This window comes from Bosea sp. (in: a-proteobacteria), from assembly GCA_023910605.1.
Classification (GTDB): domain Bacteria; phylum Pseudomonadota; class Alphaproteobacteria; order Rhizobiales; family Beijerinckiaceae; genus Allobosea.
In genome coordinates this window covers 781,587-807,938 of sequence record JAAVVV010000001.1, presented here as the reverse complement: position 1 = coordinate 807,938, position 26,352 = coordinate 781,587, and the positions used below count along the sequence as shown (strand labels likewise).

22 protein-coding genes and 1 pseudogene are annotated in these 26,352 nt (G+C 61.5%); 12 read left to right on the top strand and 11 right to left on the bottom strand.

Annotation, left to right across the window (positions count from 1 at the left end; all coding sequences use genetic code 11):
• Window positions 1-18 precede the first annotated feature (18 nt).
• From HEQ16_04015 to HEQ16_03980, 8 genes are all read left to right on the top strand, one after another.
• A complete protein-coding gene (locus HEQ16_04015) occupies window positions 19-963 on the top strand; it encodes an ABC transporter permease (GenBank protein ID MCO4053222.1) in 945 nt (314 codons plus the stop codon).
• Window positions 956-1,837, top strand: a complete 882-nt coding sequence (locus HEQ16_04010) for an ABC transporter permease (protein ID MCO4053221.1) — start codon at window positions 956-958, stop codon at window positions 1,835-1,837. The genes HEQ16_04015 and HEQ16_04010 overlap by 8 nt, the downstream gene beginning before the upstream one ends.
• Complete coding sequence (locus tag HEQ16_04005; GenBank protein MCO4053220.1) at window positions 1,837-2,820, top strand: ABC transporter ATP-binding protein; 984 nt, start codon at window positions 1,837-1,839, stop codon at window positions 2,818-2,820. Before HEQ16_04010 ends, HEQ16_04005 begins: the two co-directional genes overlap by 1 nt.
• Complete coding sequence (locus HEQ16_04000; protein MCO4053219.1) at window positions 2,817-3,782, top strand: dipeptide ABC transporter ATP-binding protein; 966 nt, start codon at window positions 2,817-2,819, stop codon at window positions 3,780-3,782. Before HEQ16_04005 ends, HEQ16_04000 begins: the two co-directional genes overlap by 4 nt.
• A 164-nt stretch (window positions 3,783-3,946) precedes the next feature.
• Entirely contained in the window at window positions 3,947-4,294 is a 348-nt protein-coding gene (locus HEQ16_03995) for a hypothetical protein (GenBank protein MCO4053218.1), read from the top strand.
• Between the two features lie 36 nt (window positions 4,295-4,330).
• Entirely contained in the window at window positions 4,331-4,714 is a 384-nt protein-coding gene (locus HEQ16_03990) for a transposase (protein ID MCO4053217.1), read from the top strand.
• A complete protein-coding gene (tnpB, locus tag HEQ16_03985; protein MCO4053216.1) occupies window positions 4,711-5,055 on the top strand; it encodes an IS66 family insertion sequence element accessory protein TnpB in 345 nt (114 codons plus the stop codon). Before HEQ16_03990 ends, tnpB (HEQ16_03985) begins: the two co-directional genes overlap by 4 nt.
• Before the next feature lie 76 nt (window positions 5,056-5,131).
• Window positions 5,132-6,823, top strand: a complete 1,692-nt coding sequence (locus HEQ16_03980) for an IS66 family transposase (protein ID MCO4053215.1) — start codon at window positions 5,132-5,134, stop codon at window positions 6,821-6,823.
• A gap of 316 nt (window positions 6,824-7,139) precedes the next feature.
• Here HEQ16_03980 and HEQ16_03975 read toward each other — a convergent pair.
• Window positions 7,140-8,206 (bottom strand): IS630 family transposase gene (locus HEQ16_03975; GenBank protein MCO4053214.1). Its coding sequence is split into 2 segments (ribosomal slippage): window positions 7,140-7,720 and window positions 7,720-8,206, totalling 1,068 coding nucleotides; the frame shifts between segments, so codons are not numbered across the junction.
• Between the two features lie 927 nt (window positions 8,207-9,133).
• On the opposite strand from HEQ16_03975, the gene HEQ16_03970 reads away from it, so the two are divergent.
• Window positions 9,134-10,474, top strand: a complete 1,341-nt coding sequence (locus HEQ16_03970) for an integrase arm-type DNA-binding domain-containing protein (protein MCO4053213.1) — start codon at window positions 9,134-9,136, stop codon at window positions 10,472-10,474.
• On the opposite strand, the gene HEQ16_03965 is transcribed toward HEQ16_03970, so the two are convergent.
• The 4 genes from HEQ16_03965 to HEQ16_03950 form a co-directional block, all read right to left on the bottom strand.
• Window positions 10,465-11,289, bottom strand: coding sequence for an IS5 family transposase (locus tag HEQ16_03965; GenBank protein ID MCO4053212.1), 825 nt, complete (start codon window positions 11,287-11,289; stop codon window positions 10,465-10,467). The genes HEQ16_03970 and HEQ16_03965 overlap by 10 nt on opposite strands.
• Window positions 11,276-11,458 (bottom strand): hypothetical protein, encoded by a 183-nt coding sequence (locus HEQ16_03960; GenBank protein MCO4053211.1) that lies wholly within the window; start codon window positions 11,456-11,458, stop codon window positions 11,276-11,278. Before HEQ16_03960 ends, HEQ16_03965 begins: the two co-directional genes overlap by 14 nt.
• An 87-nt stretch (window positions 11,459-11,545) precedes the next feature.
• Window positions 11,546-13,411 carry a DUF1998 domain-containing protein gene (locus HEQ16_03955; protein MCO4053210.1) on the bottom strand — a complete coding sequence of 622 codons (1,866 nt, stop codon included), beginning with the start codon at window positions 13,409-13,411 and terminating at the stop codon, window positions 11,546-11,548.
• Window positions 13,408-14,583 carry a hypothetical protein gene (locus HEQ16_03950; protein ID MCO4053209.1) on the bottom strand — a complete coding sequence of 392 codons (1,176 nt, stop codon included), beginning with the start codon at window positions 14,581-14,583 and terminating at the stop codon, window positions 13,408-13,410. The genes HEQ16_03955 and HEQ16_03950 overlap by 4 nt, the downstream gene beginning before the upstream one ends.
• Before the next feature lie 58 nt (window positions 14,584-14,641).
• On the opposite strand from HEQ16_03950, the gene HEQ16_03945 reads away from it, so the two are divergent.
• From HEQ16_03945 to HEQ16_03935, 3 genes are all read left to right on the top strand, one after another.
• Window positions 14,642-15,055: a transposase gene (locus HEQ16_03945; GenBank protein ID MCO4053208.1), complete on the top strand. Its 414-nt coding sequence runs from the start codon at window positions 14,642-14,644 to the stop codon at window positions 15,053-15,055.
• Entirely contained in the window at window positions 15,052-15,414 is a 363-nt protein-coding gene (tnpB, locus tag HEQ16_03940) for an IS66 family insertion sequence element accessory protein TnpB (protein ID MCO4053207.1), read from the top strand. The genes HEQ16_03945 and tnpB (HEQ16_03940) overlap by 4 nt, the downstream gene beginning before the upstream one ends.
• A gap of 74 nt (window positions 15,415-15,488) precedes the next feature.
• A complete protein-coding gene (locus HEQ16_03935) occupies window positions 15,489-17,093 on the top strand; it encodes an IS66 family transposase (protein MCO4053206.1) in 1,605 nt (534 codons plus the stop codon).
• Between the two features lie 21 nt (window positions 17,094-17,114).
• On the opposite strand, the pseudogene HEQ16_03930 reads toward HEQ16_03935, so the two are convergent.
• The 6 genes and pseudogenes from HEQ16_03930 to HEQ16_03905 form a co-directional block, all read right to left on the bottom strand.
• Window positions 17,115-19,535: pseudogene (locus HEQ16_03930) on the bottom strand (hypothetical protein).
• A complete protein-coding gene (locus HEQ16_03925; GenBank protein MCO4053205.1) occupies window positions 19,532-20,047 on the bottom strand; it encodes a hypothetical protein in 516 nt (171 codons plus the stop codon). Before HEQ16_03925 ends, HEQ16_03930 begins: the two are co-directional and overlap by 4 nt.
• Window positions 20,048-20,053: 6 nt before the next feature.
• Complete coding sequence (locus HEQ16_03920; protein ID MCO4053204.1) at window positions 20,054-21,160, bottom strand: ImmA/IrrE family metallo-endopeptidase; 1,107 nt, start codon at window positions 21,158-21,160, stop codon at window positions 20,054-20,056.
• A gap of 65 nt (window positions 21,161-21,225) precedes the next feature.
• On the bottom strand, window positions 21,226-21,882 hold the full coding sequence (locus HEQ16_03915; GenBank protein MCO4053203.1) for a hypothetical protein: 657 nt from the start codon (window positions 21,880-21,882) through the stop codon (window positions 21,226-21,228).
• Between the two features lie 18 nt (window positions 21,883-21,900).
• Window positions 21,901-22,314, bottom strand: a complete 414-nt coding sequence (locus tag HEQ16_03910) for a hypothetical protein (protein ID MCO4053202.1) — start codon at window positions 22,312-22,314, stop codon at window positions 21,901-21,903.
• Window positions 22,311-26,348 (bottom strand): N-6 DNA methylase, encoded by a 4,038-nt coding sequence (locus HEQ16_03905; GenBank protein ID MCO4053201.1) that lies wholly within the window; start codon window positions 26,346-26,348, stop codon window positions 22,311-22,313. The genes HEQ16_03910 and HEQ16_03905 overlap by 4 nt, the downstream gene beginning before the upstream one ends.
• Window positions 26,349-26,352: the final 4 nt, after the last annotated feature.

Here is a 26,352-nt window from a genome sequence, read left to right as displayed (position 1 = left end):
GGAAGGGCGGCGCAGACCATGCTTGGCTTCCTGCTGCACCGGATTGCGAGCGCCGCCCTGGTTCTCTTCTTCGTCAGCCTTGTCACCTTCGCGCTGATCTGGCTCGTGCCAGGCGATGTCGCGTCCCAGTTGGCCGATCCCGGCGCGTCGATCGAGGAGCTGCAGCGCATCCGAAAGCGGCTCAACCTGGACCAGCCCTGGCATCAGCAGATGCTGGCCTGGTACGGCAATCTGCTGCATGGCGATCTTGGCCAGTCGTTCCTGCTCAACAGGGGCGTTGCCGAAGCGATCCTGGAGCGGCTTCCGCTGACGCTTTCGCTCACCCTCCTGGCGCTCGTCATCGCGGTGACGCTGGGGGTGGCGGCCGGCGTCTTCGCCGCGGTCAAGCATGGGACCTGGGCCGACCAGTCGCTGATGGTGCTCGCGCTCGTCGGTCTGTCGATTCCCGACTTCTGGCTCGGCCTCGTCGGGATCTACATCTTCGCGGTCGCTCTCGGCTGGCTGCCCACAGGCGGGTTCGTGCCGATCACGGAGAGCGTCGCGGGCTGGGCCCGGTCCATGGCCCTGCCCGCCTTCACCCTCGGGGTGACGCAGATCGGCTTGATCGCCCGCATCACGCGGTCGAGCATGCTGGAAGTCCTCAGCCAGGATTACGTGCGCACCGCGCGCGCCAAGGGCGTGCCGGCGTGGAAGGTGGTGGGCAAGCATGCCTTCGCCAACGCGCTGATACCGGTCATCACCGTCACCGGCGTCATCATCGGCGTGCTGCTCGGCGGAGCAATCGTCATCGAGCAGGTGTTTTCGCTGCCAGGCGTCGGCCGGCTGATCATCGGCGCAGTTCTCAGGCGCGATTACCCGGTTATCCAGGGCGGGCTGCTGCTGCTCGCTTTCATTTATGTGACCGTCAACATCATCGTCGACCTGCTGTACGCCTGGGCGGATCCGCGGGTGCGCTATGGCTGACGGACGGGTGGTGATCGACGGACTGGAAGAGGCTCAGCGCTTCGCGCTCGCCCGGCGCTTTCTGGCAAACCGCTCCTTTCTGGTTGGGGGCCTGCTTTTCCTCTCCGTAGTCGCGGTCGCGCTCTCGGCCGACCTCATCGCGCCCTTCGACCCGCTCAAGAACAATTTCCGCTACCGGCTTGGCCAGCCGAACGCCGCGCATCTTTTCGGCACGGACAGCTTCGGCCGCGACATCCTCTCCCGCGTGCTGCATGGCAGCCGCGTCTCGCTGTTCATCGGCTTGCTTGTGGTCCTGCTGACCGGCGTTTTCGGAACGCTGATCGGCGCGGTATCGGGCTATGTCCGCAGTCTCGACAATCTGATCATGAGGATCATGGATGGCTTCATGGCGTTTCCGCCGATCCTTCTCGCCATCGCCGTGGGTGCGGTGCTCGGGCCATCGCTGCTGAACGCAGTGATTGCGCTCACCGTGGCCTACACGCCGCGCACCGCCCGCATCGTCCGCGCTTCGGTTCTGGTGGTGCGGGAGGCCGAGTATGTCGAGGCGGCGCGGGCCCTGGGGGCCGGCCATGTGCGCATCCTGTTCCGGCACATTCTGGCGAACTGCATGGCGCCGCTGCTGGTCCAGCTCACCTTCATCTTTGCGCTGTCGATCTTGGCCGAAGCCGTTCTGAGCTTCATCGGCGTTGGGCCGCCCCCTCCGACCCCGACCTTCGGAAACATTATCGCCGACGGGCGCAACTACATCGCGGAGGCGCCCTGGATCACGATCTGGCCGGGCATCGCGATCATGGCGACGGTGCTCGGCCTCAACCTGATGGGAGATGGACTTAGGGACGTTCTTGATCCGCGGCTGAAGCACGGAGCCCGGTGATGGACAAGCCCCTCCTGTCCGTACGGGATCTCACCGTCACCTTCCCGACCCGCGCGGGCCCTGCGTCCGCGGTCGATGGCGTCAGCTTCGACTTGGCGGCAGGCGAAGTGCTCGGCATCGTGGGTGAGAGCGGCAGCGGGAAATCCCTCACGGCGCTCTCCATCCTTCGCCTCATCGCAAGGCCAGGGCGTATCGCCGGCGGAGCCATCGTCTTTGAAGGGCGCGACCTGCTTGCCGAGTCCGAAAGCGCCATGGCCCGCCTGCGCGGCGCTTCGATCTCCATGATCTTCCAGGAGCCCATGTCGTCCTTGAACCCGGTCTTCCCGATCGGCGACCAGATCATGGAGCCGCTGCGCCAGCACCGCGGCTTGGACCGGAGGGCCGCTCGGCTGGCGGCGCTCGAGTTGCTGGACATGGTCGAGATCCCGGATGCGCGGCGACGCCTCGACGAATACCCTCACCAGCTCTCCGGAGGCATGCGCCAGCGCGTGATGATCGCCATGGCGCTGGCCTGCCGTCCGAAGCTTCTGATCGCCGATGAGCCGACGACGGCCCTCGACGTCACGATCCAGGCACAGATCCTCGATCTGCTTGGCGGGCTGCAGCACGAGCTCGGCATGGCCGTCCTCTTGATCACCCATGATCTCGGCGTCGTCGCACAGTTCGCCCGGCGTGCGCTGGTGATGTATGCCGGACGCGTGGTCGAGTCTGCGCCCGTGCGCGACCTGTTCCGTTCTCCGGCCCACCCCTACACCAGAGGGCTGGTGGCCTCGATGCCGGTGATGGATGGGCCACGCACGCCTTTGCAGGCAATTGCAGGCAGCGTCCCGCAGGCGGCCGCCATGCCGCCAGGCTGCCGCTTCGCGCCACGCTGCGCGGAGGCGCACCCGGCCTGCGCAGCCGGCATCCCGCCCGCCATCAGGCTGGGGGCGGAGCGGAACGTCGCCTGCCTTTTGCATGCCGCCGGGGCGGGCGCAGCATGAAGAGCGAGGGTCCACTGATCGAGGTGCGGAACCTGTGCAAGCATTTCCATGCGCGCCGCACGTTCGGATCTGGTCCCGTGTTGCGCGCCGTCGACGGCGTCTCGCTTTCGATCCGGAAAGGCGAGACCTTCGCACTGGTCGGCGAATCCGGCTGCGGAAAGTCGACCACCGGTCGATTGCTCCTCGGCCTCATCGAGCCGACCGCTGGCGAAGTGCTCCACCATGGCGACGATCTGGCGAAGCTCGCGCCTGCCGCAATGCGGATGAAGCGGCGCGAGATGCAGATCATCTTCCAGGATCCGTTCGGTTCGCTGAACCCCAGGATGTCAGTCGGCGCGATCATCGCGGAACCGCTCGTCATTCATGGCGTCGGCGACAGCGGCTCCCGACGCAGACGCGTCGGCGAGCTGCTCGAACTGGTCGGCCTGTCGCCCGACCATGCCAAGCGCTATCCGCATGAATTCTCAGGCGGGCAGCGCCAGCGCATCGGCATCGCGCGCGCGCTGGCGCTGGAGCCAGGGTTCATCGTCTGCGACGAGCCGGTTTCAGCCCTTGACGTGTCGATCCAGGCGCAGATCATAAACCTGATGCAAGACCTGCAGCGCAGGCTTGGCCTGACCTATCTGTTCATCTCGCACAACCTCGGAATCGTCTGGCAGATCGCCGATCGGGTGGCGGTGATGTATCTGGGCAAGATCGTCGAGATTGGCCAGGCCGAAGTCCTGTTCGCGGCGCCCCGCCATCCTTACACCAAGGCGTTGCTCTCAGCCGTGCCTCATCCAGATCCGGACCACAAGGTAAAGCGCCTCCGCCTGATGGGCGATCCGCCGAGCCCCTTCGATCCGCCGACGGGTTGCCGTTTCCACACTCGTTGCCCTGTCGCTCAGCCGCGCTGCAGCGCGGAAGAGCCTGTTCTGCGATCGTTCGGCTCCAGCCAGGCGACGGCTTGTCACCTCGCCTGAAGATCCGGCGCCTGCCGCAGTCGGCCCGCCGCCCCGCTGGCCGGAAATTGCACCGCCATTGACAAAATAATTGAACTCGGCTCCCTAGTCGCAAGTCTGCAAGAAATCTCCGGAATTGCCGACTGTATTGGTGCTAGAATAATACATCATCTCCAGAGGGCGACATGGGCGAATCGTTCAGCTCAACCGCTCCGGTCGGTTTCATAAACAAGGCCGAGGCCTATCGCGTCGGAGCGCAGGTGCTTGCACGTGAGCTGAAAGGCGTCGGTGGTTGGGCAGGCGATCCGATCCGCTATCTGTATTACCATTGTATCGAGCTCTACATGAAAGCAGCCCTGATCTCGGCGGGCCGGACGGGCTCCCAGTTGCGCGTTTTGAGCCATAGCTTCGTGAAGTTAGCCGAGGCGTGCAATGCGGCAGGACTCGGTTTGAGCGAGCAAGACGACCTTAATGTGCTGGCACTGATCGACTGTAAGCGTGTAGGCAACCCCACGTATCTTTTGGTGTTCTGATCGCTCATTTTCCCGGTGAATCATGTGGGGAATCCTATGAGCGAGAGTATGAATCAAGATCGAGTTTTTGAGGTTTTGACGGCAGCGCCGGTGCGGACGAGGCGCAGGCTACGTGATTGGTCGGTCGACGAGAAGGCACGACTGATTTCCCAGACGCTGTTGCCTGGTGCGAATGTTTCGGCGATTGCGCGTTCTGCCGGGGTTGACCCTTCGCAGCTTTATGGATGGCGGCGACAGGCCCGGGCATCCGGGGCGGTCAAAGCCATGCCCGTTGCGCACGATGAGGTGAAGTTTGCGCGCGTCGAGGCGGCTGGCAACTGGGCTGTGGAGATTGTCATTCGGGATACGGTTGTCCGTGTTGGCGGCGACATCGATGCGGATCATCTGACCGTGATACTGAGGGCGGTGCGCAAAGCATGATTGGCCTGGGTGTCGTCGTTTACGTGTCGTGCCAGCCCGTCGACTTTCGTAAAGGTGCCGCATCCCTGATGGTGCTTGTCCGGGATGGCGGCCTCGACCCGTTCAACGGCGCGCTTTACGTGTTTCGGTCGAAACGTGCGGACCGTGTTCGGATCGTGTGGTGGGATGGCAGCGGCGTTTGTCTCTATTCGAAGACGCTTGAGGAGCAAGGCTTTTGCTGGCCTGCCCTATCGGCGGCTCGCATTCGCCTGGACCATTCGCAGCTGATGGCTCTTCTGGCCGGGATGGACTGGAAGAAGATCCGTCCGACAAAGGTGCGGCGACCCTTGCTGACGGGATGATGTCGATCTGCGGCAAGATGAATCATGCTGCTGTAATCATTGGGAAAGTGAGCGGTTTTGTGCTCTATTTGCACCCATGGATTTACCCCTGAACACCTTGCCGGACGACGTGGATGCGCTCAAGGCGATGGTGCTCGCCCTGGCGCGTGCGCAGGCGCAAGGGGATGTTCGATTAAGAGCCGCGGAGGCTGAAATCGCCCGGCTGGAGGCGATCGAACAGAGCGCCAACGAGCGGATTGCCAACCTGACGCTGATCATGAAGGTCTTGCAGCGCGCGCAACATGGCAAGCGCTCTGAACGGCTCCGCGCCGGTGGTCCTGGGGTCCTCGACGACGAGCAGATTGCCTTTGCCTTCGAGGAGGTGGAGACCGGCCTTTCGAGCGTCCAGAGCGAACTCGACCGGGGCGCCAGGGACAAGCCGAAACGCGCTCCACGCCCGCGCAAAGGCTTTGCTGCGCATCTTGAGCGCATCGAGGAGGTCATCGAGCCGGAACTCCCCGCTGGATATGAGGGCCTGGAGAAGGTGCTGATCAGCGAAGACCGTTCCGAACGGCTCGATGTCATTCCGCCGAAGTTCAGGGTCATCGTGACGCGCCGTCCCAAATATGCCTTCCGTGGCCATGACGGCGTGATCCAGGCGCTCGCACCGGCACACATCATCGAAGCCGGATTGCCAACGGAACGGCTGCTCGCCTTTATCGCGGTCTCCAAATATGCCGACGGTCTTCCGCTTTACCGTCAGGAGGCGATCTACCTGCGCGACGGGGTCGAGATCAGCCGATCCCTGATGGCCCAATGGATGGGCCATCTTGGGTTTGAACTGCAGATACTGGCCGATTACATCCTCGAAAAGATCAAGGAGGGTGAGCGGATCTTTGCCGACGAAACGAGCTTGCCCACTCTGGCTCCCGGATCGGGGAAAGCAACCAAGGCCTGGTTATGGGCCTACGCGCGCGATGATCGCCCCTATGGCGGCACCAGTCCGCCAATGGTGGCCTATCGCTTCGAAGACGGCAGAGGCGCTGAATGTGTGGCCCGTCATCTGTCCGGGTACAACGGCATCCTGCAGGTCGATGGATACGTGGCCTATAGCAGCCTTGCCAAGAGCCAGGCCAAGAGCCAGGCCAAGAGCCAGGCCAAGAGCCAGGCCAAGAGCCACGCCAAAAGCCAGGCCAAAACCGGCAGCACAGAAACGATGAGGCTTGCCGGATGCTGGGCGCATCTCAGGCGCAGGTTCTACGATCTGCACATCAGCGGCGTCTCGCAGGCTGCCACGGACAGCGTCATGGCCATGACCGAGCTGTGGAGGGTCGAAGATGACGTGCGCGGCCGGAATGCAGACACCCGCGCGAAGCTCCGGCAGGAAAAGTCTGCGCCTGTCGTCGCGCGCCTCTTCGATCTTTGGGAACGGGAGCTCGGCAAGGTCTCCGGCAAGTCCAAGACGGCGGAAGCAATCCGCTATGCGCTCGCCCGCCGTGAAGCACTCGAACGGTTCCTCTCCGACGGTCGCATTGAAATCGACTCCAACATCGTCGAACGGGCCATCAGGCCCCAAACCATTACGCGAAAGAACAGCCTCTTTGCCGGAAGTGAAGGCGGTGGCAGGACCTGGGCTACACTGGGAACGCTTCTGCAAACCGCCAGGATGAACAATGTCGATCCTCTCGACTGGCTGTCGCAAACCCTCGCGCATATCGCCCAAGGATGGCCCGCATCCAAAATCGACGCCCTCATGCCCTGGAACTTCAGGTCAAACGCCCTCAGCTAACCGCTTACGATCGACTCCCAGAACAACTATATCAAGGCGCGCTACCACTATGTGGGCGGCTTCAAGGTTGCCACGGTCCAAGCCCTGGACTGCACGGCGCACGAACTGGCAGTGCTTGCGGTGCAAATGATCAGGCGGTCGGGGGTTCCAGTGCGCGAACCCAGACCAGCATTGCCCTTCGAAAACAGGTTTTTAATCGGCTAGAGGCAGCGGCACGAACAGACACTATGTCGCGGCCTGAACCTTCCTGAGCTTCTAGGATGGCTCCGCGCCCCATTCCAGACGTAGCGCGCTATTTGGATGATACTAACGGCCCTTACAACTGACCTGTTTGCGCCCAGTGGCGCATCCCGATTGATGTGATGACGTCGGGCCTTTCGGTGAGCCTGTTCCAGGCCTCGCAGGCTGCATTGATGATGTCGGCGTATGTCTCGAAGACGCGGTTCGAGAGGTAGTTGGCACGCAGATACTGCCAGATATTCTCCACGGGGTTCAGTTCCGGCGCGCGCGAGGGCAGCAGGATCGGCGTGATGTTCTTCGGCCAGTTCAGGTCGCCGGTGATGTGCCATCCGGCTCGATCCAGCAGCAGCACGGCATGAGCGCCTTTGGCGACGTGCAGGGATATCTCGTCGATATGCAGTTGCATCATGTCGGTGTCAGCATGGGGCAAAGCGAGGGCCGCGCCCACGCCTCTTTCGGGGCAGATGGCACCGAAGAGATAGGCGTTCTCATAGCGTTGGTCGGCAGGCTGGGTAGGTCTTGTGCCGCGCCTCGCCCATTGCCGGACGAGCCCGTTCTTCTGGCCGATGCGGGCCTCATCCTGAAACCAGATCTCGATCTTCGTCTTGCGCGTCACGCCCTTGATGTGCGCCGCGAGCGTGTTGGGCCAGTTTTTTTAAAAGCCGCGATGACCTCGCCATCTTGCCCGGGATGCCGTGGCCGGGCGCTGATGTGCGAGAAGCCCAGGTGCTTCAGCAGCTTGCCGATGCTGCGCTGGTGATACGCGATCTTGAACTTGTCCGCGATGACACGTTGCAGGTCGATCCGCCGCCAGCGCACCACGCCGTCTACAGCGCGGTTGGGGCCGGTCTCGACGATCTCGGACAGCTCCACCAGTTGCGCCTGCGACAGACGTCTTGGGTTCCCCCGGCGACGGTTGTCCTTCAACCCGGCAGGGCCTTGCTCATTAAACCGATGCGCCCAGTCCCGTAGCGTCTGGCGGTCCATGCCGCCGATCTTGGCGGCCTCCGCCCGGCTCATCCCGTCCAGCGCCGCAGCGATGGACAGCAATCGTCGACTTTGGTTCGCATCCTTGCCCGATGCCGCCAGGCGGCGCAGCTCGGCGGGAGTATGGCTCGGCTTGATCTCGACAACCTTCGGCATGGCGTGGGTCCTCCACGCACTTTGAATCACGCCGCAGTCAGTTTGGGAACCCTCGGTGAGTCAGGTCAAAGGGCCTTTGGTATGATTCCCGTAATGGGGGCCTTTTATCGTTGATCGATAGCCTAGAAATCGGACCTCGGGACGCTCAATGAGAGATTTGAAAACGGCAGGCGCAAAGCGACTGCGACATTGGATCGTATTCGGCGGGCTTGTGGTGATGCTGGCGGTCGCAGCCGTGTTTGCCAAAAGCGGATGCGGACGAGGCGAACCGATTTTCGCGGGAGGTGACGCTTGGGCTACTTACCTCGTGTCGCTCTTTTTTGTCCTTCTTGGCTGGGGCCCTTTGGGCTCCGATGCGCTTGGGCATCTCTTTCTTCGTTTGGGATGGGAGCCAGATTTCCGACCAGTTCGCATAACCACCGGAGAAGGTAGCGATTTGGAACTTACGCGAGGCGCGAAGAAATGGCCTCGCGCGCCCAGACCGCCTCGTAAGGCTCACTGGCTCCGGCGCCGGTCCAGCGTTCGTTGCGGGCGACAATGTGTGAATCGGCTTCGGAGATTTACCCCTTTAGGCGTCCAACGACGACTCAGGTGCTACCGCAAAACAGGGCAGCTACCCGCCGTGTTACCCCGGTGTTACCCCGAGTATTTTCGGCCTGCGCAAAACTTCTCTAAATTATTGAAATCATTGGCGCACCCGACAGGATTCGAACCTGTGACCTCTGCCTTCGGAGCGACTTCGGCTAATCTTCGCTAGACTTTCTCTTTATACGAAAATTCTCTCTAAAATACTACGTATATTGAGATTTACTGGCATTGCGCACCGAACCGTGTATCCCATGGCACGTCGCAATTTCCCTCCAGGTGCTGCCGTGGTGCTTCCGGAAACGGGCTCCATGGACCGCAACGCGAACCAGGAGAACCGACGTGGGAAAGCTTAGCAAGCGGACTGTCGATCAGGCAATGCCGCAGGGCACGGACTACTTCATCTGGGACGACGAACTCGTCGGATTTGGGCTTCGGGTCTTTAGCTCGGGCCGGCGTAGTTATCTCGTTCAGTATCGCGCGAAAGGGCGCACGCGTCGATTGACGATTGGCCCGCACGGCGTCTGGACGCCGGAAACGGCCCGGCGACAGGCACGCGCCTTGCTTGGCCGGATCGCCCAGGGCGACAATCCAGCCGAGGAACGGCAACTCGATATCCGCGCCATCACCATCAAGGAGTTGTGCGAACGCTATATCGAGGACGCGAAGGCTGGCCTGATCCTTGGCAAAAAGCGTCTGCCGAAGAAGGAATCGACCATCTACACCGACGAGGGCCGGATCCGGCGTCACATCATCCCGCTGCTTGGAACGCGGCGCGTGAAGGACATCGTCTCGGCTGACGTAATGCGCTTCATGCGCGACGTCGCTACCGGCCAGACACGCGCCGACGTCAAGACCCGCAAGCGCGGGCGCGCCATAGTGCGGGGTGGGGCGGGCACCGGTACTCGCACCGTTGGACTGCTGGGCGCACTCCTGACCTATGCGCGCCAGCACGCGATCATCGAAACCAATCCCGTGCATGGCATTCGCAAGATGGCCTACCAGAAGCGTACGCGCCGTCTCTCCGAAGATGAATACCGGGTGTTTGGCGAATTCCTCCGGAAAGCGGCCGACGATGACCAGTTCGGAACCGCCGCTGTCGTCGCGCGCTGCATCGCGCTCACGGGTTGCCGTCGCGGTGAAATCCTGAATCTGGCCTGGCGGGAGGTCGACGTCGGGTCGAGTTGCCTACGCCTCGTCGACACCAAGGAAGGTGCCTCGGTTCGACCCATCGGGTTGCCAGTCATCGAGATGCTGGAGGCACGCAAACCCCGCCTTGCCGCGGGCCCGGTGTTTCCGGGCACCTTGCCCGGCAAGCCGCTGATCGGGTTTCCGAAGCATTGGGACAAGATGATCGCCGGCACGCCGATCGCTGGCATCACGCCCCATGTGCTGCGCCATAGTTTCGCGAGCATCGCGAACGAGTTGGGGTTCACAGAATCCACTGTGGCTGCGCTTCTGGGCCACGCTCAAGGCACCATCACGAGCCGCTACATCCACAACGTCGACACGTCGCTCATCATGGCTGCGGACACGGTGGCCGGCTACATCGCCGCCTTGCTTGATGGCGTGGAGTTCAAGCGCCATTCTTACGCGGTAGATTATGAGTCCCGCCGCGCTGCGATGGCGAAGATTTTTTCGACGGTAACGGCTCTAAGAGTCCGTTTGGAAAGTCAGGGATGAGCGTTTCTTCGGATAAGAAGGCCGCCCATGGCGACGTGGATCATGGCGGTTGAGACGTCGATGCGTTTTTCATAGTCGCGGACGAGGCGGCGCCAGCGCATCATCCATCCGAAGGTCCGCTCGACGACCCAGCGCCGGGGCAGAACATGGAAGCCCTTCTGCTGCTCGGAGCGCCGGATGATCTCGATGACGAAGTTGAGATAGGCGGCCTTGTCCATCAAGGTCAGGCGGTCGTAGGCGGCGTCGGCGAAGAGATGCTTCACCCAGGGCCAGCGCTTGCGGATGGCATCGAGGATGGCTTGCGCACCGGCGCTGTCGGAGATGTCGGCGGTCGTCAGATTGACCATCAAGAGCCGTCCGTCGGTATCGACCGCGATATGTCGCTTGCGGCCGCGTATCTTCTTGTTGGCGTCGTAACCCCTTGTTTTGGCTTGCGGAGCCTTGACCGACTGGCTGTCGATCACCGCCGCCGTGGGGCTTGCCTCGCGACCAACCCGCTCCCGGTCGAGCATCAGCTCGACATCGTGGATGGTCTGGAACAGGAAGCGCCGCGCCAGTTCGCGGAACCAGCCGTAAACCGTTCGCCAATGGCCGAAATGATGAGGCAGCATCCGCCAGCCGCAGCCCGAGCGCACCAGATAGCGCACGGCGTTGATCACCTCGCGGAAGTCCGTCTCCCGAGGCCGTCCCGTCCGTCCGGGTTTGGGCATCAAGGGCGCGATCCGGGCCCACTCCTCGTCCGTCAGGTCGCAGGGATAGCGCTTCGTCTTCTTGGCGATCTTGGCCATCCGGCCCCGGTTCTCATGTGTCCACATCCGTAATGTGAATCACATTCGCCAGCCCACCGAAACACCAATCGCCGACTTTCCAAACAGTCTCTAAATGACATGAACTCCGCCCTGCAGTTTCCCCTTGCGCCCATGCAAAATGCATGGTCGGCCCAGCCAAAAGAAACAGACCATTCGCGCGGCTGATCAGTTTCATGTTTCTTTCCCGTGTACAGGCAATAGGCAGAGATGCTGCTTTTGCTTAAGTGAAGCCGGATGCCACCCCAAAGCAGGAGGCAAAGGCTCACTTAAAGAAGGAGGATAGACTATCCGCCATCGTCGGCACCAACAGGCTACGATCAAGAAAGAGGTTTCTCATCTCACAGCTCGTTTCAGCGATCAGCAGGCAACCATGGCAAGCGGCACCGTGGGTTGCCCGATCGCCGCTTCTGTCGTCAGGTTCGTGGTCTGCACAAACAGGATCGTTTGAACATATTCGTAGGCGGTCCAACGCGCTTTTGAGAATGTACGCAAACCGTGGAGCCGTGGCGACCAGACCTCCGAGAGTGCCCTGAGCACCAGCGCTTGCTGTGTAGATAAGGATACCGCAGCGGTCGATGTCGCCACCACTTCGCGTGCCCGATAGTGCGTATACGCGTTCCTTCAAAGAGCTTGCCGGATATCCGCAATCGAGAGCTATTTCGGCCATCAATGCATGAGATATGCTGTGAAGAAGCACGTACGCTGTCCCAGGATAGGCGGGTGCTTTCCCAGAAAAGCGCTGTTTCCAATGTCCATAGCCAGCCAATAGCTTTCGATTTCGTGCTGCCGGAGCCTCATTTCGAAGCCATTCTGCAATTGCTGCGGCATCAAAATGGATGAAGATACCTTCTCCAAGTTGTTCGATTGCCGGTAACCAGTCGGCATCACGCGAGATGGGGGCACCGCGAACAGTCAATTGAATATCTTCAACATCGCCATCCGATCCGGTCGGCGCTGCTTCAAACCTTGTGAATCCATAGAGGCATGACACCTCCCTCAAGCGATGCACAGCGACAAGGCTAGTGATGCCCGATAGGTCGATGCCGGCAGCTGGATCGGCCCAGGCATCTCGCATGAGGGTTTGCGCAAAGAGTTTGGCTGTCGGATGGTTCACTCCGATTTCGGAGCGACCGCAAGCGAACGTGTCGAATTCCGCCAGCTTTGGGGAACGAGTCGCGTCTGCTTTCGCACCGTCGCGAATGCGTTGCAGGGCATCAAAGATGTCAGCACCAGAGAATGCACCAAGAGACGCCGATATCTTAGGATTGAACTTTTTGGCTTGAGCGACATCCTGTACCGATTGTACACTAGCCAAGTCACCCGAAAGCTCATCGACGAGCTGAGTCAGTTCATCCTGCTCCGTGGGCAATGAAATGATAGTCAGCACCTGCGGAAAATATGTATTTGTCGCAGTTCGAGTCAGGAGCTTTAAATTATCCCCACACCCTTCAGGGTCGCGGTCCAACAGCCACGGTCGCTCCCCACGACACTTGCCAAGCCTTCCTGGCTGGAACGTGTCTTGAAGGGAAAGACGACTACCGCATCCGCATACGACGCTGGTATCTGCGGGGTCAGCGCTAGTTCCCTTTTCCTCCACCCACATCGGCTCGTGGCATCCACTCGATCCGTGAACGACCCAGCGCCAGTCGATGTCCTGCAGATGCCCCTTATCACATGCACACACGAAGCGGATCGGCGTCACATCACTCTTGCGGCCATCATCGTACTGGAATCTTCTCCGGCCCTTGCTGTCGAGGTCCTGCCAGCGAACTAACCGTCGCCGCCTGATGGTCTTCGTTCCCAAGGAATTAGCTTCGATCTGTTCACAGATGAACCACGTGGGGAACACCGGTGCTGCAACGCCACGCGGGACGCCTTCCCTTGAGTCTATCGAAGTCGGTGGTGTTCGCAATGTCAGGTTGGCTGCCGGATCCAGGCGTCCTTGCGCTTTCAGAATTTGTTCCAGGCGCAACGTAAGGCGTGGCTCTGGAAGCGTCTTGAAGGCGTTCCCCTTCATGTCCCATTGTTCCAGGCCTCCGACCACAACCGATCGAGTTGGTAAGTCGATCATCGCCCCGGGACCAAAGGTGGAAATTAGCTGACTGAGCCGCTGAGCATTCTTCGTCACACGAGATCCTCCGCATTTGCAATTGTGTTTCCGAAAGGATCCCTGACCTTCAAAGTCACGTTGGGCTCTACGTCGCGCATGGAACGGCCGGCCACAAATCTACGATGAGGCTCAGGCAAGCCAGCGATCTCAGGCTCAAGCGGCATATGTAACAAACGATGCGGACTCTTCTTCTTGGCGTAGGCAAACGCGTTCCCTCCCGCAGCCTGCTCGTCGGAGGTTTCGATCCAAGCATCTAATATGTCATCGATCAGCTTTGACAGTACTACGCGGCCACCAGCGATCATCCGCTCCGGCGCGCGCTCAACGATCGAATCTCGCACCAGGTTACGGATCCCGACATTGTTCTTCAGCTCGTTGACAGCAGCATCGGGCGTGAGCGCCCCATCCACATGACGCGCAGCGGCCACTACAACTGCGGCCAAGGCGCGATCCAATGCCCGAGCAGCCCAGGGCGTTACGCTCGTTGCTTCGACAGCCCGATAGAAAGTACGGTGGAATTGCCCGAATTGTTCGAAATGCAAGCGGTCGCGTGGCTTATGCAGGTTAAGCACCGCGAGCACGATCCCGGGCCGGGTGTGGTCTCGACCGACGCGGCTGGTCGCCTGAATATATTCCGCAGCGGTCTTCGGCTGGCCTTGCACGACCATTAGTCCGAGACGGGTGATATCGAGGCCAACCGATATCATGTTGGTCGCGAGGGCGATGTCGACCGTCTCTGCGTCCCGACCGAAGACAGCCTCGAGGCGCTGCTTCGCCTTTGCAACCTCGTCAGTTGAAACGCGAGAGGTAAGCTCCATCGGTTCCTTGATGCGGCGGTCAGCAAAAGGGCTATCGGACGGGTCCACCCTTCGGCGTTGGGAGCCGTAGCGAGCTGCGCGATCACGCACTTCATCCTCAACAATTCGGCGCGCGCCGCCCAGTTCACGCAACGCGTTGAAATAGCAAAGAGCTGTCATGAACGGGTCAGCCGGATTTCTGCTCTTTGGATCAGCTGGCACATTGGCGTCGTATGCCGCCTGTGCTGCCGCGACGAGGGTCGTCAAGGAACGCAGAAACACGAGTTTTGGCCCGCGCCCTTGGGCAGCGATACCAAGATAGAGCCTAGCTGCATTGGTCCTGGATGGTAAGCGTTCTGCCATGGCTGCCTTGCGCGGGGGCGGGTCCGGCATCGTATGAGCATGGTCTGGACGGTTGTTGTCGTCCTTAAGCCTATGCGCAAGGACGGCTATGGACACCCGGACGGAGATTATCAGCCAGGTTGAGCGCCGTCGTCGCTGGAGCGTCGAGGAGAAGGTGCGGCTTCTGGAGGCGACGATGCAGCCGGGCGCTTCTGTGGCGGCGGTTGCGGATCGGCATGGGGTGAGCCGGAGCCTGCTGTTTTACTGGCGCAAGCAGGCGAAGGCGGGGCTGATGCCGGGCGTGACGCCGCTGGCCTCGCTGGAGGCTCCGGTCTTCGCGCCTGTTGTCATCGCAGCCGAAGCGCAGCCGGGACAGAAGCCTTCACCAAAGCCCCCGCGCAAGATGGCTCCGCGTGCCGACTGCACGGTGGAGGTCAGCTTGAGCAACGGCCGGGTGCTGAAGGCGGATGAGGGTATCGCGCCTGAGCGGCTTTCGGCTCTTGTCGCAGCGCTCGACCGATGACGCCACAAACCCTGACCTCGCCTTTGGCGGGCGCGCGCATCTACATGGCGCTGGCACCTGTGGATATGAGGAAGGGCTTCGACGGGCTGTCGATGGTGGTGCAGGATCTTTTGAAGAAGGATCCGTTCCGCGGCCACCTGTTCATTTTCCGGGGCAAGCGCGCTGATCTGGTGAAGATTCTGATGTGGGACGGCACGGGGCTTTGCCTGTTCGCCAAGCGGCTGGAGCGTGGCCGCTTCGTCTGGGCAGTGACGCAGGATGGCGAGGTTGTACTGACGCCCGCACAGCTGTCGATGCTGCTCGAAGGCATCGACTGGCGCTCGCCGTTACGCACGGATCAGCCACGACGTGCGGGGTGAAGTGCTTCGCGCAAAAGGTCAAGATCGACATTGATTCAATAGCTTGACCCCATCTGCCCTGGTATCTTCACCTCATGATCGAAGCAGCGGGACAAGATAGTGACGAGGTGGCGCGGCTTCGCGCGCTCGTCGCTGCGCAGGCTGCAGCGCTGAAGACGGCGCAGGCCGAAGCTGCCGCCGCCAAGGCCGGTCTTCTTGTCAAGAGCCTGGAGATCGAGAAGCTCAAGATCCAGATCGCGCGGCTCAGGCGCATGCAATTTGGCCGCTCCTCGGAGAAGCTCTCCCATGAGATCGAGCAACTGGAACTGCGGCTCGAGGAACTGGAGATGGTCGAGGCGGCGAACAATGCAGCCATCGACGAGATAGCTCCTGCCGCTGATGCAGCAACAGCCAAGCCGAAGGCCACGCGCCGCCCTTTGCCTGAGCATCTGCCGCGCATCGAGATCGTACACACGCCTGCCATCGTGAACGACCCTGCCTGTGCTTGTCCATCCTGCGGAACGGCAGGCAAGTGGCGCAAGGTGGATGAGGATGTCCGTGAAGTCCTGGAGTATGTGCCGGGCCGCTTCGAGGTTATCCGCCATGTGCGTCCCGCCTTCTCGTGCCGCACCTGCGAGAGCATGGCGCAAGCTCCGATGCCGAGCATGCCGATCGAGCGCGGCATGGCCGGACCGGGCCTGATCGCCCAGGTTCTGGTTGGCAAATACTGTGATCATCTCCCGCTTTATCGCCAGGCAGAGATCTTTGCCCGCGAGGGCGTCGAGATCGAGCGCTCGGTGATGGCCGGCTGGGTTGCCAAGGCCGCAGAGCTTGTCGCGCCACTGGTCGAGGCGGTCGGTGCCCATGTGATGCGGGCTGAGCGGCTGCATGCCGACGACACGCCCGTGCCAGTGCTGGCGCCGGGCCTCGGGCGCACGAAGACAGGGCGGCTCTGGGTGTATCTGCGCGATGAGCGACCCCGTGGCGGTCAAGACCCGCCCGCCGCGCTGTATCGCTACACGCCCGACCGCAAGGGAGAGCGACCGCGCGAGCACCTCAAGGCCTTTGCAGGATTCCTGCAGGCGGATGCCTATGCCGGATTCAACGAACTCTATGCGACGAGTGCCACGCGTTCAGCCGCCGCAACCGAGGTTGCCTGCTGGGCGCACGTCAGGCGCAACTTCCACGACGTTCACGCCGGGACAGGCTCGCCCCTGGCACTGGAGGCGATGACCCGCATTGGCAAGCTGTTCGAGGTTGAGCGCCTCATTCACGGCCAGCAGCCCGAGGATCGGCGCAAGGCTCGTCAGGATCTGGCGCTGCCCGTCATGACCGAACTCGCCAGCTTCCTCGACCATTCCCTCGCCCAGATCTCCGGCAAGAGCGACCTGGCCAAGGCCATTCGCTATGCCCGATCGCGCTGGGCAGCACTCACCCGCTATCTCGACGACGGCACCCTCGATATCTCCAACAACGCCGCAGAACGCGCCATCAGGCCTCTCAAGCTCGGCGCCAAGAACTGGTTGTTCGCAGGGTCCGACGCAGGCGGCGAGCGCGCCGCCGCCATCTACACGCTCACCGAAACCGCAAAGCTCAACGGGCGAGACCCAGCGGGATATCTGCGAGCAGTCATCACCAGGATCGCCGATCACCCCATCAACAAAATCGCCGACCTGTTGCCGTGGAACCTTATGCCGTAGCCGTCAGAGGACGCTTACCCTGGATGATACCGTCCGTGCAAAGAAGCTGTCTGTTCGATCAATTCCGGGCGGTGGAAAAATGCTCGTGCTGCTGCGGTCGAACAACGCAGAGATCTGATCGGCTGCGCGTCTGACCGTGGCGGTTGATGCGACAATCTTGGGACGTATGCGCATCTTCCCGGTACCACGAGATGCGAGTTGATCTATGGCCGCCTCGTAAAGGCCAGCAACGGTCCCAAGTGGCCCCGCAATAAGGTGCAACTCGTCCTGAATGATGAGATCGGGCGGATCCAGCGACCACCCATTGCCGAGAGGGCTTCCAAGCCCTGGCTCGGCAGCGCCGTAGAAGCCTACGTCAGGCCGGAACCTGTCGACGTGCCCGAAGAAGGCACCGGTTTCCCCGACCCATGGCAGTGCCGCAAACTTGTCGACTGTGGCGATCAGAAACGCAGGAAGACGGCGATAGATCGGCTCATCGACTGTTAGAATTGGCAGCGGCCGATTTCGGCTGAAGTCACAAGTGGTGTTGACGCAGCGGATTTCGAGATTGGTTGGCGCATGCATGTTCGGCGTGCAGGAAAACGAGGATGCCTTGAACTCCGTTCCGCACCACGGGCACTCTTTCAGTGGAGCGGGCGCGCGCTTGTCGCGTCCGCTCTGGTAACGCCGCACCCGACCCACGGCAGTCGTTTCATCGCTATTGCCTTTGCCGCCGAGTTTATTCGGCGAGGCGTCGGAACCAACCCACAAGCCGATCTCGATCGGCCAGTCACCAAGCATACGTTGGCCCTTACTATCGAGATTCTTGGCGTCAGTGCGCATGAGCTCGAGCGCGCAAACAACACCAGCCGCACGGGCAAGCTGGTCAAGGGTAAGAAGGCGAAGGGTGTAGCGCATGATCACCGCAACACCCGCGCCAAGCACGCCGGACCCACCAAGCCGCCGATGGGCGATGACGAGCGCCGCGAGGCCAAGATAGGCTTCTGTCTTGCCGCCGCCGGTGGGGAAGAACAGAAGGTCCGCAGTTTCGCGGTCAGCGTGGCGACGATCCACCAAACCCGCCAAATTTAGCAGCACGAAGGCCAGCTGGAATGGTCGCCACTGGGGTTCGGGAAGTGCCGCAGGGTCGCCCGTCGCGCCCGCAACCCGGCGTCGTGCCGCCATCGCCACGGCGAGATTCATGAAGCAGAAGGCCGTGCGGGCTTTGGTGTCAGTAGCAAGCAACTCGATGCCGGTGGCGATCCGGACTTGCGCCTTTTCCATATCGGCAATCAGGCGCTCGCCGGTCTCTTTGCGCCGTTGTGGTAGCCCGCCTAGCTTTACGCGCTCAGAATCGATCCATGACCCGTAGAGACCCGGCAGATCGGCAAGTGCCGATCTCAGGCCTACCCCATCGCCTTCAGCCAATTGCGCCAGCGCTTCCATCCCGAACGAGACACGCGCCTTCAAATCGGCATCTTCATTGGGCGCGACACGTTCGACCTCGGCCGATGGCAGAGGGTCCGTCCAAACCCGTTTAACAAGTTGGCCGATGCCTTCCGCCGCCTCCCAACCCGCAGCGGCGTTGCGACCCACGGCCCATTCATTGAGATCGCGATAGTGCAGATCGGCGACCCGCAAATCCCAATCCGGGGCGCGATAGCCAGACAAATCACGACGAGGCCGGAAGCCGCTTTCCGAAACCAGTTCGAGGCGCGCTTGGAAGGCGTAGCTCACATCGGAATAGAAGCGATGCACCGTGGCGCGGCGATTGACGAGAAACACTGTCAGCGCGCGCACACACTCAATTTGCCCATCAGGCGTCTCATAACTGAACAGGCGTGAATGCGTTTCGAGGACCAGGCCCCCGCCACGCCTTTGCTCTGCTGCGCTTTCCGGTACGACAATCGGGGAGCCCCGTCCCTCCGTCACGGGCAAAGCAATGACGCGCTCCTTTGGGCTACGGACCCAATCGACCATTGGCCGCTCTACGCGCTTCTTCTTTCCATCTCCGTCGACCTCCTCGGCTTTCGGCTCGGGAAGAAGCACTTCCTCGGGCAATCGCGGTTCGGTGCGGTAGTCGCCCCAGGACACACGCGCCTCGATCTCGGTGACATTGGGATCAAGCAGCACCGTCAATCCGATCGACGATGGCAGGAAGCGCCTTCGCGTTACGGGCGCTTCCGGTTCTTCATTGTCGGCAGCCGCGCCATTCGAGCCGTCCGCATCGGGCTCCTCGACATCGAGTTCCATCTCCTCCTGCGCCGAGGGATCGACATCATCGTCGTCACCTTCAAGCCCCAGCGGGTCTTCCGCAGGCGCGATGAAGCCGGCAAGATACCAACGCGCAGGATTCTCGTTCAGGCGTTCGGTCGCGAGATCAGCATCCTGCGGGCCGGGACCGATCAGGTCGCGGCGGAAGACATTGACGATCTGGGCGCGCACTTCCTCTGACGTTTTCATGACCGCCCAAATCCTTCCGACATGAAAAGTTCGCCCAGCAGCTTATCAAGCCATTTGGCGGTGTAGGCGGGCTTGAGAGCCTCCTTCGGGCGATGGCCGGCGTCCGACAGCAAGGTTTCCAACGCTATCAGCCTATCCTTCAATCCCAGCCGCACGCCGAAGCGCATGCTGGCCTTGTCCGGGCCGCACAGAACCCACGCATCGCTGCGCGTGAGCGCATGCGCCCACAGGGATCGCTCGCCCACGTCCAGCGCGATATCAGTCGCACGCACCGCGACGACGGCACGCTGGGCGTCGATCACCGGATGGATCGCCTTGAGGCTTGCCCGAAGCTCCGCGGCATCGATCTGCATTTCAGGGCTGCGGCGCTGATAGCCGGTCTGCGTCTCGATGATGCAATCCTCAACGGTCTCCACGGCATAGCCTCCGCTGAGCGCACGCCACGATCCCACCCGGAAACTTTCCAGCATGGCGTTGGTATCGACCAGAACAGGGCCGCGATGGCGCGCCATATCCCCTCACAATTCGAGCGGGGAAGGAACCCCGTGCGTTGCAAAGAGGTCGCCAAGGTCATCCACCGTGAGATCGACCAGACCCGCTGCTCGCCTTGCCGAAACGCGGCCCTGATCGACTGCGAGCGCGATTACTTCCATGAACGGTTTCGAGAATAGCGGCGGCGTCACCGCTTGCGCCGCATCACGCCCATTGTTTCGCAATGTCGCGTCGGGCACCGCGCGCGCCGCTGCCGGCTTCAGGCGGTCGAGCGCCACGAGACGCCACTTCAGTGCGGAAGCTGTCACTAGCAGCGCAGCGGCTGCCGCGTTCAGCCGGGCCGGAAGCTCGCCTTCCGGAATCGCGGCCCAATCGCCAAAACGGTCCAGAACGGCGACGGGCATCAACACAGCCGAGGCGAAGTTGTTCGCCAGCTGCTCGACGCGATTGCCGCCGGTCTCGCGCGCCTCTTCCGAATGTTCGGGCGGCATCGCATCCCAAGTGAGGATATGGAACAGCTCATGCGCCAGGTCGAAGTGACGGCGACCGATCACCTCGTGGCGATTGATCAGCACCACATCGAGTTCCGGCAAGCGGCAGGCCGCGCCGGAAATCCCGTCGAAGGCATCGACGTGCAAGACGAGGATGCCAAGCTCGCGCTCCATCATGTCGGCGAGGCGCGCGGCGGGCACATCGCCGAGCTTGAATTCTGCAACGAAGCGCTCGCCCGCCTCCATCGCGTCCTCGAAGCGAGAGCCCTTGTGCAGGCCAAGCGCACGGCGCAGCAGCGGCGAGGCGCGGCCCACCTGCGGGGCGATGGAGCGGAACGCCGCGATCCAGCGCCCGGCGTTGCGCTCATAGGCGCTGAGGCGCTGAGGCCCGACGTTGGTCTGCCGCCATGAAAATCGGCCTTCGCCCACCAGCAGGAAGGGATCGGTGAAATAGTCTAGTGACGCGCCGAGCTTCTCGACCGCGATCACCAGCTCCTCGGCGGTGACGCGGCGTTCGCCGGTCTCGATGGCCGAAACCGTCTGGCGGTCCTTGAAGCCGAACAGGCGCGCGAGATCGTCCTGGCTGAGCTTTCGCTCTTCGCGCAGCGCCTTGATCCGCGGTCCGATGAAACTGGCCGACATGGGAACCTCCGGACGCCGATATAATCTTGCGATTGGATATTTGCAAGAAAATCTTGCGAAAGGTTCTACGCTGCCGACGCGGCCTCCTGGAGCCGGGCCGTTCCCGCTTCGTCCTCAAAGTACCGGTTACCGCCACTCAGAGACTGACAGAAAAGGTCTGCAAGCTCGCTCCCAAGTCGCCGCATGTCATCGTGATAGAGGGCAAGCTCCAGTTTCCGAGCAGAGCCGTAACGCTCCTCGAACCTGAATCGAAACCCTGCCAGAAGAGGCATGCCGGTGCGACGGGAGACCTTATGAATTGGCCGGATGGTGCGCGCATCCCCGTGAGCAACCGCGTTGCGGAGCCATTCGAAGAACGCCTCCGCACTCATGTTCTCAAAGTCGGAATTGATCCTGGCTCCGCGAGGCACTTGCTCCGGTTCGCCACCGAGGACGGCGATTTGCGGATCGATTGTCGACAACCGCCATGGTTCAGCAGTGATCAGGGCTCGGCCGAGTGCCTTGCGCGCCTTATGTGCCCGATTGTCGTCTTCATCCGCGTCCGGCCCCAGTACTGGCTGCCTGCCGGCCACCCATGCACGATTCTTGCTCCACAACAGGACGCTGCTGAACAGTGCAAATGTCTGTGTAACGTTGAACGAAGTTTGCGGCGGCTCATCGAGCATCGCTTTCAAACGGTTCACGATCGCCCATTCAACGTGTTTGTCAGTAATCCCACCCATGGCCCAACCCTTCAAAACTCACGCAGAGACCCCGTCTGAAGACACCCTCGGAAGATGGCTTGCACCTACTCTCCAAGCCTCGGGACTGAGAACAGCCCGACGGCGCGGGGCGGCCTCATATTCATTCATGAACTGCGGATCGAGATTCATCTTCGGACCAACTGCAGCATCAAAATCCGCAAGAGTTTCCCAAATCCCGACGTTCACGAAGGAAACACAGCTCTCTGATTTCCAGAAGGACTTGTCTCCCTCATTCTGGCTTGGCTCGATCTGCCATGTGACCTTCTTATAGAAGTCCGTTCCCTCTACCTTACTCAGGAACTCTCCAACGAGGCCCGTTGCATTTTCAAGCTTCAACGTCGAACGCCAGAACTCCAAGAATTCCGGCACTTTCTCAGGAATTACACGCCAGTTTATCAAAACGATAATCATTCAATTTCTCCCTCGGTTTCTGTCTCCTCATCATCCCCTTCAACCGTCGCCACCAGCCCGGCGGCGCGTTCTTCGGCGGCGCGGGTGGCGTTGAGGGCGAGGAGGCGGGCGAGGACTTCGTCCTTGAAGTCGGATGGCCAGTCGAGGCGGGTCTTGGGTGTCTTGCCCTCGTCTGCTTCCTGCTCGATGAACTCAGGCGCGGCTTGGGTTGCCAGATCGTCCCAGCCATAGGCGCGCAGAACGGCGAAATCCATCTCGTGATGGAGTGCGCGCAGGCGAGCGATGTCGGCGCCGTTTTCGCCACGCGCATGGAAGCGGTTGTAGGTCTTGGTCAGGCCCTCATTCCGGGCGATCATCAGTTTGGCGCGGAAGCTGTGATAGGCTTCGCCTACCGCTTCAAGGGCCGGATCGGCTTCGAAATTGGCGGGGAATGGGAAGGTACGAAAGCAGTCGGTTGCCGCATAACGCAACCGATCTTCGAGTGTGCTTGAAAAGTAGCGCGCCCAAGTCTCGTGTGTTCGTGTTTGGAGCGTTGCAAGTGGACCAAAATTAGGAAACGGGAAAACTATGCAATCCAGAGAATACACCATATTGCTCGGCAATCGAGTTATACCAAGTTGACTTGACACGCGACTGAGCGCCAAGACGTGCTCATTTTTTTCAGCGCTTCTGTATAAGCGATCACGTCTTCTCAAGAAGCGCCACCAGATCGTTTGGCCGATCTTGTCATTTTGAGCCAAGCGTTTTGGCTTCACGCGTTGTTCGACTATCTCCAGCAAATCAGGCCAATCATCTGCCACAGGTCCCGGGTAGTCGGAAGGAACGATGCCCCGGCGCAGAGCTTCGTCACGTTCGCCATGGTTCATCGAAACCCAAGACTCCCCTAAGTCCTCACGCTTTAGAGGAAAATCGGCGAAGTCGATAACGGATCGTTGAAATGCATGACGGGGGTTTGTGTTGATTTCCTCCCCGCCAATAAATGGAAAAATCCGCTCTGCATTCTTCGGGTCGTTGACGATCAAGATCTGCATCGTCTCAAGGCTCTCAGCCTCACCCTTCACGGCAGCAACATCATCAAACGTGAAGCCCATGCCGAGCACGATGGAGCCTTGGAAAGCCTTTCTAGAATTGGCCGCCAGTGCAACCGGCGAGGTATCGAGATCGCCCTCGACCAGATAGGCCGAGATGCGGCGAACCGCCTTCGTATCGAGTACAGGCGAGGCTGCTTCACCCTTTACAATATGAACAACAGAAACCACCACCGCCGCTTCGCCCGGCCATTTCAGCCGCCGCGTGGCGCGCGAGATCGCGCCGCCATCGGCGATAATCTTCGTGAGACCCGACGCGCGCGTATCGCCCTGGCCGATGGTGTTGGTGGCGATCAAACCGAACACGCCGCCTTGCCGCAACAGGCCGAAGGCGCGGCGGAAGAAGTGGGCCACAAGATCAGCATTTCCATGCGCGCCGTCATGCAGGGTTTGCAGCCACGGGAGGTAGTTCTTCGCGCTCCCGGCGATAATCGTGTTCTTGCCTGCGAAAGGCGGATTGCCGACGATGGCGTCGAACCCGCCATTTTCGCGCGCGAACACCTCCGGAAACTCAACCTGCCAATGAAACGGCGTGATGCCGTGCTCGCCCGCGCGCAGGGAGACCGAAAATACCTCTGCGGCCTCAATCCACCGCGCCGATCCCAAATTGCTTTGAACGGCTTTCTGAAACTCAACCAACTTCTCGATGCGCTTCTTCGGCTTGGCACCGATGAAGAATGCCGCGACGATTCCATCGCCAATGCGCCTAGCTACATCTAGTCGCGTATCCACGGCACGCAACTGCGGTCTCAATTCGGCTTCGGTCGCAGAATCATCGGCATTGCGAATGCGGGCACGCCCAGCCTCGGCTTCGCGTAGATGATCGCTGACCAGCTTCCCTACAAAGGTCGGCAGCTTAGACTCGTCCCAATGCGTGGCAGAAATCTGATCTTTCGTCAGCCCCACCAGGCTGTCGCCGCATTTCAAGGCATGATCGAGGAAGGTGAATTCATGGTCGCGCGCCAGCGTGGCCAGCCATAGCGACAGCCGCGCCAGATCGACCGCGCGCGGGTTCTTGTCCACGCCATAGAGGCAGCGCTGGGCTACCAGACGCCGGGCATGCAGTTCCTCATCCTCATCAGCTGGAATCTTCGGCCGACTGGAAGGCCAGCGCGCCCAGGCGGCGACCAGACGCTCGCCAAGCGCGCGGCAAGCCTCGACCAGAAACGCGCCCGATCCCATGGCCGGATCGCAGACCTTCAGTTCCAGCACCTGCTCCGGCGTCGCATCCGGGCCGAGCCGCGCGAAGGCCGGCTCGAGCGCATACTTGACGATCGGGGCCGTCAAGGAGCGGGGCGTGTAGTGGCTGCCGGTGCGCCGTCGCTCGCCGGTCGGCTGCAGGATCGGCGTTCCGACCGGTGCAATGCGCTTCTTGGGTGAGCCGCGTTCATCGACAATGTTGTCGAGCGCGACGCTGAGATCCTCGACGGTTCTCGCCTCTTCGATCGGCTTCGCCTGCGCCGCCGTGAGCGTCCGACCGGAATCCTCCTTCAGCGACTTGATCCGGTCCTTGCCCTTTTTTGCCAGCAGATCATCGAGCGCGACAAACACCGGCGTCTTGTTGTTCTTGCCCGCCTTGATGGCCAGCACGCGGGAGGTGGCGGCCTCGACCGTGAAGCCCATCACGGTTTCATAGACCGAGCCGATCTGTTCGACATCGAGCGTCCGGTAGCTCAGCCGTTCGCGGTTAGCCCCGCGCAGCTTGATGGTCATCAGCCCTTCGAGAATGCGCAGCAGGCAGCCATCGGAAACATGCAGGATGCGCGGTGCGTCGTCCTTTGCGGCGCGGCCCTCGAGGAAGGGGAATTCGTCGGGATCGAACAGCTTTCCGCCGCGCGCCTGGACGAAGCCGGTGCGGTGGCCCTTGTGGATCATGCGGAACAAGGCGAGCAGCCCACCCCAGCCGCCGCGCCGCTCGTCCATCGTATCGGGGTTGAGCGTCGCATCCTCGGTGAGCTTCGCGTAGAGCCCGCGCACGGAATAGCTGGTCTCGTAAACCTCCCGCGCCCGCGCGCCCGACAGCGAGGGCAAGAGATCGCGATCCTCGGCGTAGAGCACGAAGACCAGGCGCATCAGGACTGTGAGAAGGCCCTCGTAGAGATGTTCCGGGCGGGTGGTGCTGAGCTCCCGCACCAGCGACGGTTCGGCGGCATCGAGACCGCGGAGCAGTTCATGCAGCGCGCCGAGGACCTGCTCGGCCAGCGCCGTCGAGACAAGCGCCTGAGCATCCCGGCTGCGTTTCAACAAGGCCGGCAAGCGCCGGTCATCGCCTGCTGTGAACAGACGAACGCTGTCTAGCAGCAGCTTCAACCCGCCGAGCATCGGTCGGCCGGAAACCAGAGCCATCGGCCGGATCGGGAAACTCTGATGGCCCGAGGTTTCGCCACGCGGAGCATAGATCAGGCGGAATTCGGGATAGGTGCGAACCTGGCCGTCCTTGCGCTCCTCGCGCTCGGAAATCAGCAGCCCGGCAAAGACGCCGGTATCGCGCAACAGCCGTTCGAAACGCTGGTGAGGCGTGGCCTCCCAGCCATCGAGCGCATTGCGGCCATCGGGATCGACGCCGCGTGCTTCAATGCGCACCAGAAGCTGCCACCGGCGCTCGCCCTCGCCAAGCTCGGCGACCGCCCAAGTCGGCGCGAGCGTGGTGCCGTGTTCCGGCAAGGCCACAAGCAGTTCATCCGGGATCGGCGGACCGCCGGGGCTACCTGCAACGTGGCGCGCTTCCCAGCCAAGCACCTTTTCGACAAAGGCCCAGGGATCGGACAAGGCGTGCGTCGCCAGATCATCGCCGATGATCTCGGCAACCTCGCCTGTCTCGATCGCCGATTGCCGGGACGGGATCAGGCCAAGTTCCTTGAGCAGCGTGGGCGCCACGACAAGCCCGACAGGCGGGACATGGTCGAGCCACTCGAGGTCCGGATCGCGATTGATGTCGAATGCCATCGCG

Coding starts and splice junctions, on each gene's coding strand:
- HEQ16_04015 (MCO4053222.1), top strand. CDS start 19: ATGCTTGGCTTCCTGCTGCACCGGATTGCGAGCGCCGCCCTGGTTCTC.
- HEQ16_04010 (MCO4053221.1), top strand. CDS start 956: ATGGCTGACGGACGGGTGGTGATCGACGGACTGGAAGAGGCTCAGCGC.
- HEQ16_04005 (MCO4053220.1), top strand. CDS start 1,837: ATGGACAAGCCCCTCCTGTCCGTACGGGATCTCACCGTCACCTTCCCG.
- HEQ16_04000 (MCO4053219.1), top strand. CDS start 2,817: ATGAAGAGCGAGGGTCCACTGATCGAGGTGCGGAACCTGTGCAAGCAT.
- HEQ16_03995 (MCO4053218.1), top strand. CDS start 3,947: ATGGGCGAATCGTTCAGCTCAACCGCTCCGGTCGGTTTCATAAACAAG.
- HEQ16_03990 (MCO4053217.1), top strand. CDS start 4,331: ATGAGCGAGAGTATGAATCAAGATCGAGTTTTTGAGGTTTTGACGGCA.
- tnpB (MCO4053216.1), top strand. CDS start 4,711: ATGATTGGCCTGGGTGTCGTCGTTTACGTGTCGTGCCAGCCCGTCGAC.
- HEQ16_03980 (MCO4053215.1), top strand. CDS start 5,132: ATGGATTTACCCCTGAACACCTTGCCGGACGACGTGGATGCGCTCAAG.
- HEQ16_03965 (MCO4053212.1), bottom strand. CDS start 11,289: ATGTGGACACATGAGAACCGGGGCCGGATGGCCAAGATCGCCAAGAAG.
- HEQ16_03960 (MCO4053211.1), bottom strand. CDS start 11,458: ATGAAACTGATCAGCCGCGCGAATGGTCTGTTTCTTTTGGCTGGGCCG.
- HEQ16_03950 (MCO4053209.1), bottom strand. CDS start 14,583: ATGCCGGACCCGCCCCCGCGCAAGGCAGCCATGGCAGAACGCTTACCA.
- HEQ16_03945 (MCO4053208.1), top strand. CDS start 14,642: ATGGACACCCGGACGGAGATTATCAGCCAGGTTGAGCGCCGTCGTCGC.
- tnpB (MCO4053207.1), top strand. CDS start 15,052: ATGACGCCACAAACCCTGACCTCGCCTTTGGCGGGCGCGCGCATCTAC.
- HEQ16_03935 (MCO4053206.1), top strand. CDS start 15,489: ATGATCGAAGCAGCGGGACAAGATAGTGACGAGGTGGCGCGGCTTCGC.
- HEQ16_03925 (MCO4053205.1), bottom strand. CDS start 20,047: ATGGCGCGCCATCGCGGCCCTGTTCTGGTCGATACCAACGCCATGCTG.
- HEQ16_03920 (MCO4053204.1), bottom strand. CDS start 21,160: ATGTCGGCCAGTTTCATCGGACCGCGGATCAAGGCGCTGCGCGAAGAG.
- HEQ16_03915 (MCO4053203.1), bottom strand. CDS start 21,882: ATGGGTGGGATTACTGACAAACACGTTGAATGGGCGATCGTGAACCGT.
- HEQ16_03910 (MCO4053202.1), bottom strand. CDS start 22,314: ATGATTATCGTTTTGATAAACTGGCGTGTAATTCCTGAGAAAGTGCCG.
- HEQ16_03905 (MCO4053201.1), bottom strand. CDS start 26,348: ATGGCATTCGACATCAATCGCGATCCGGACCTCGAGTGGCTCGACCAT.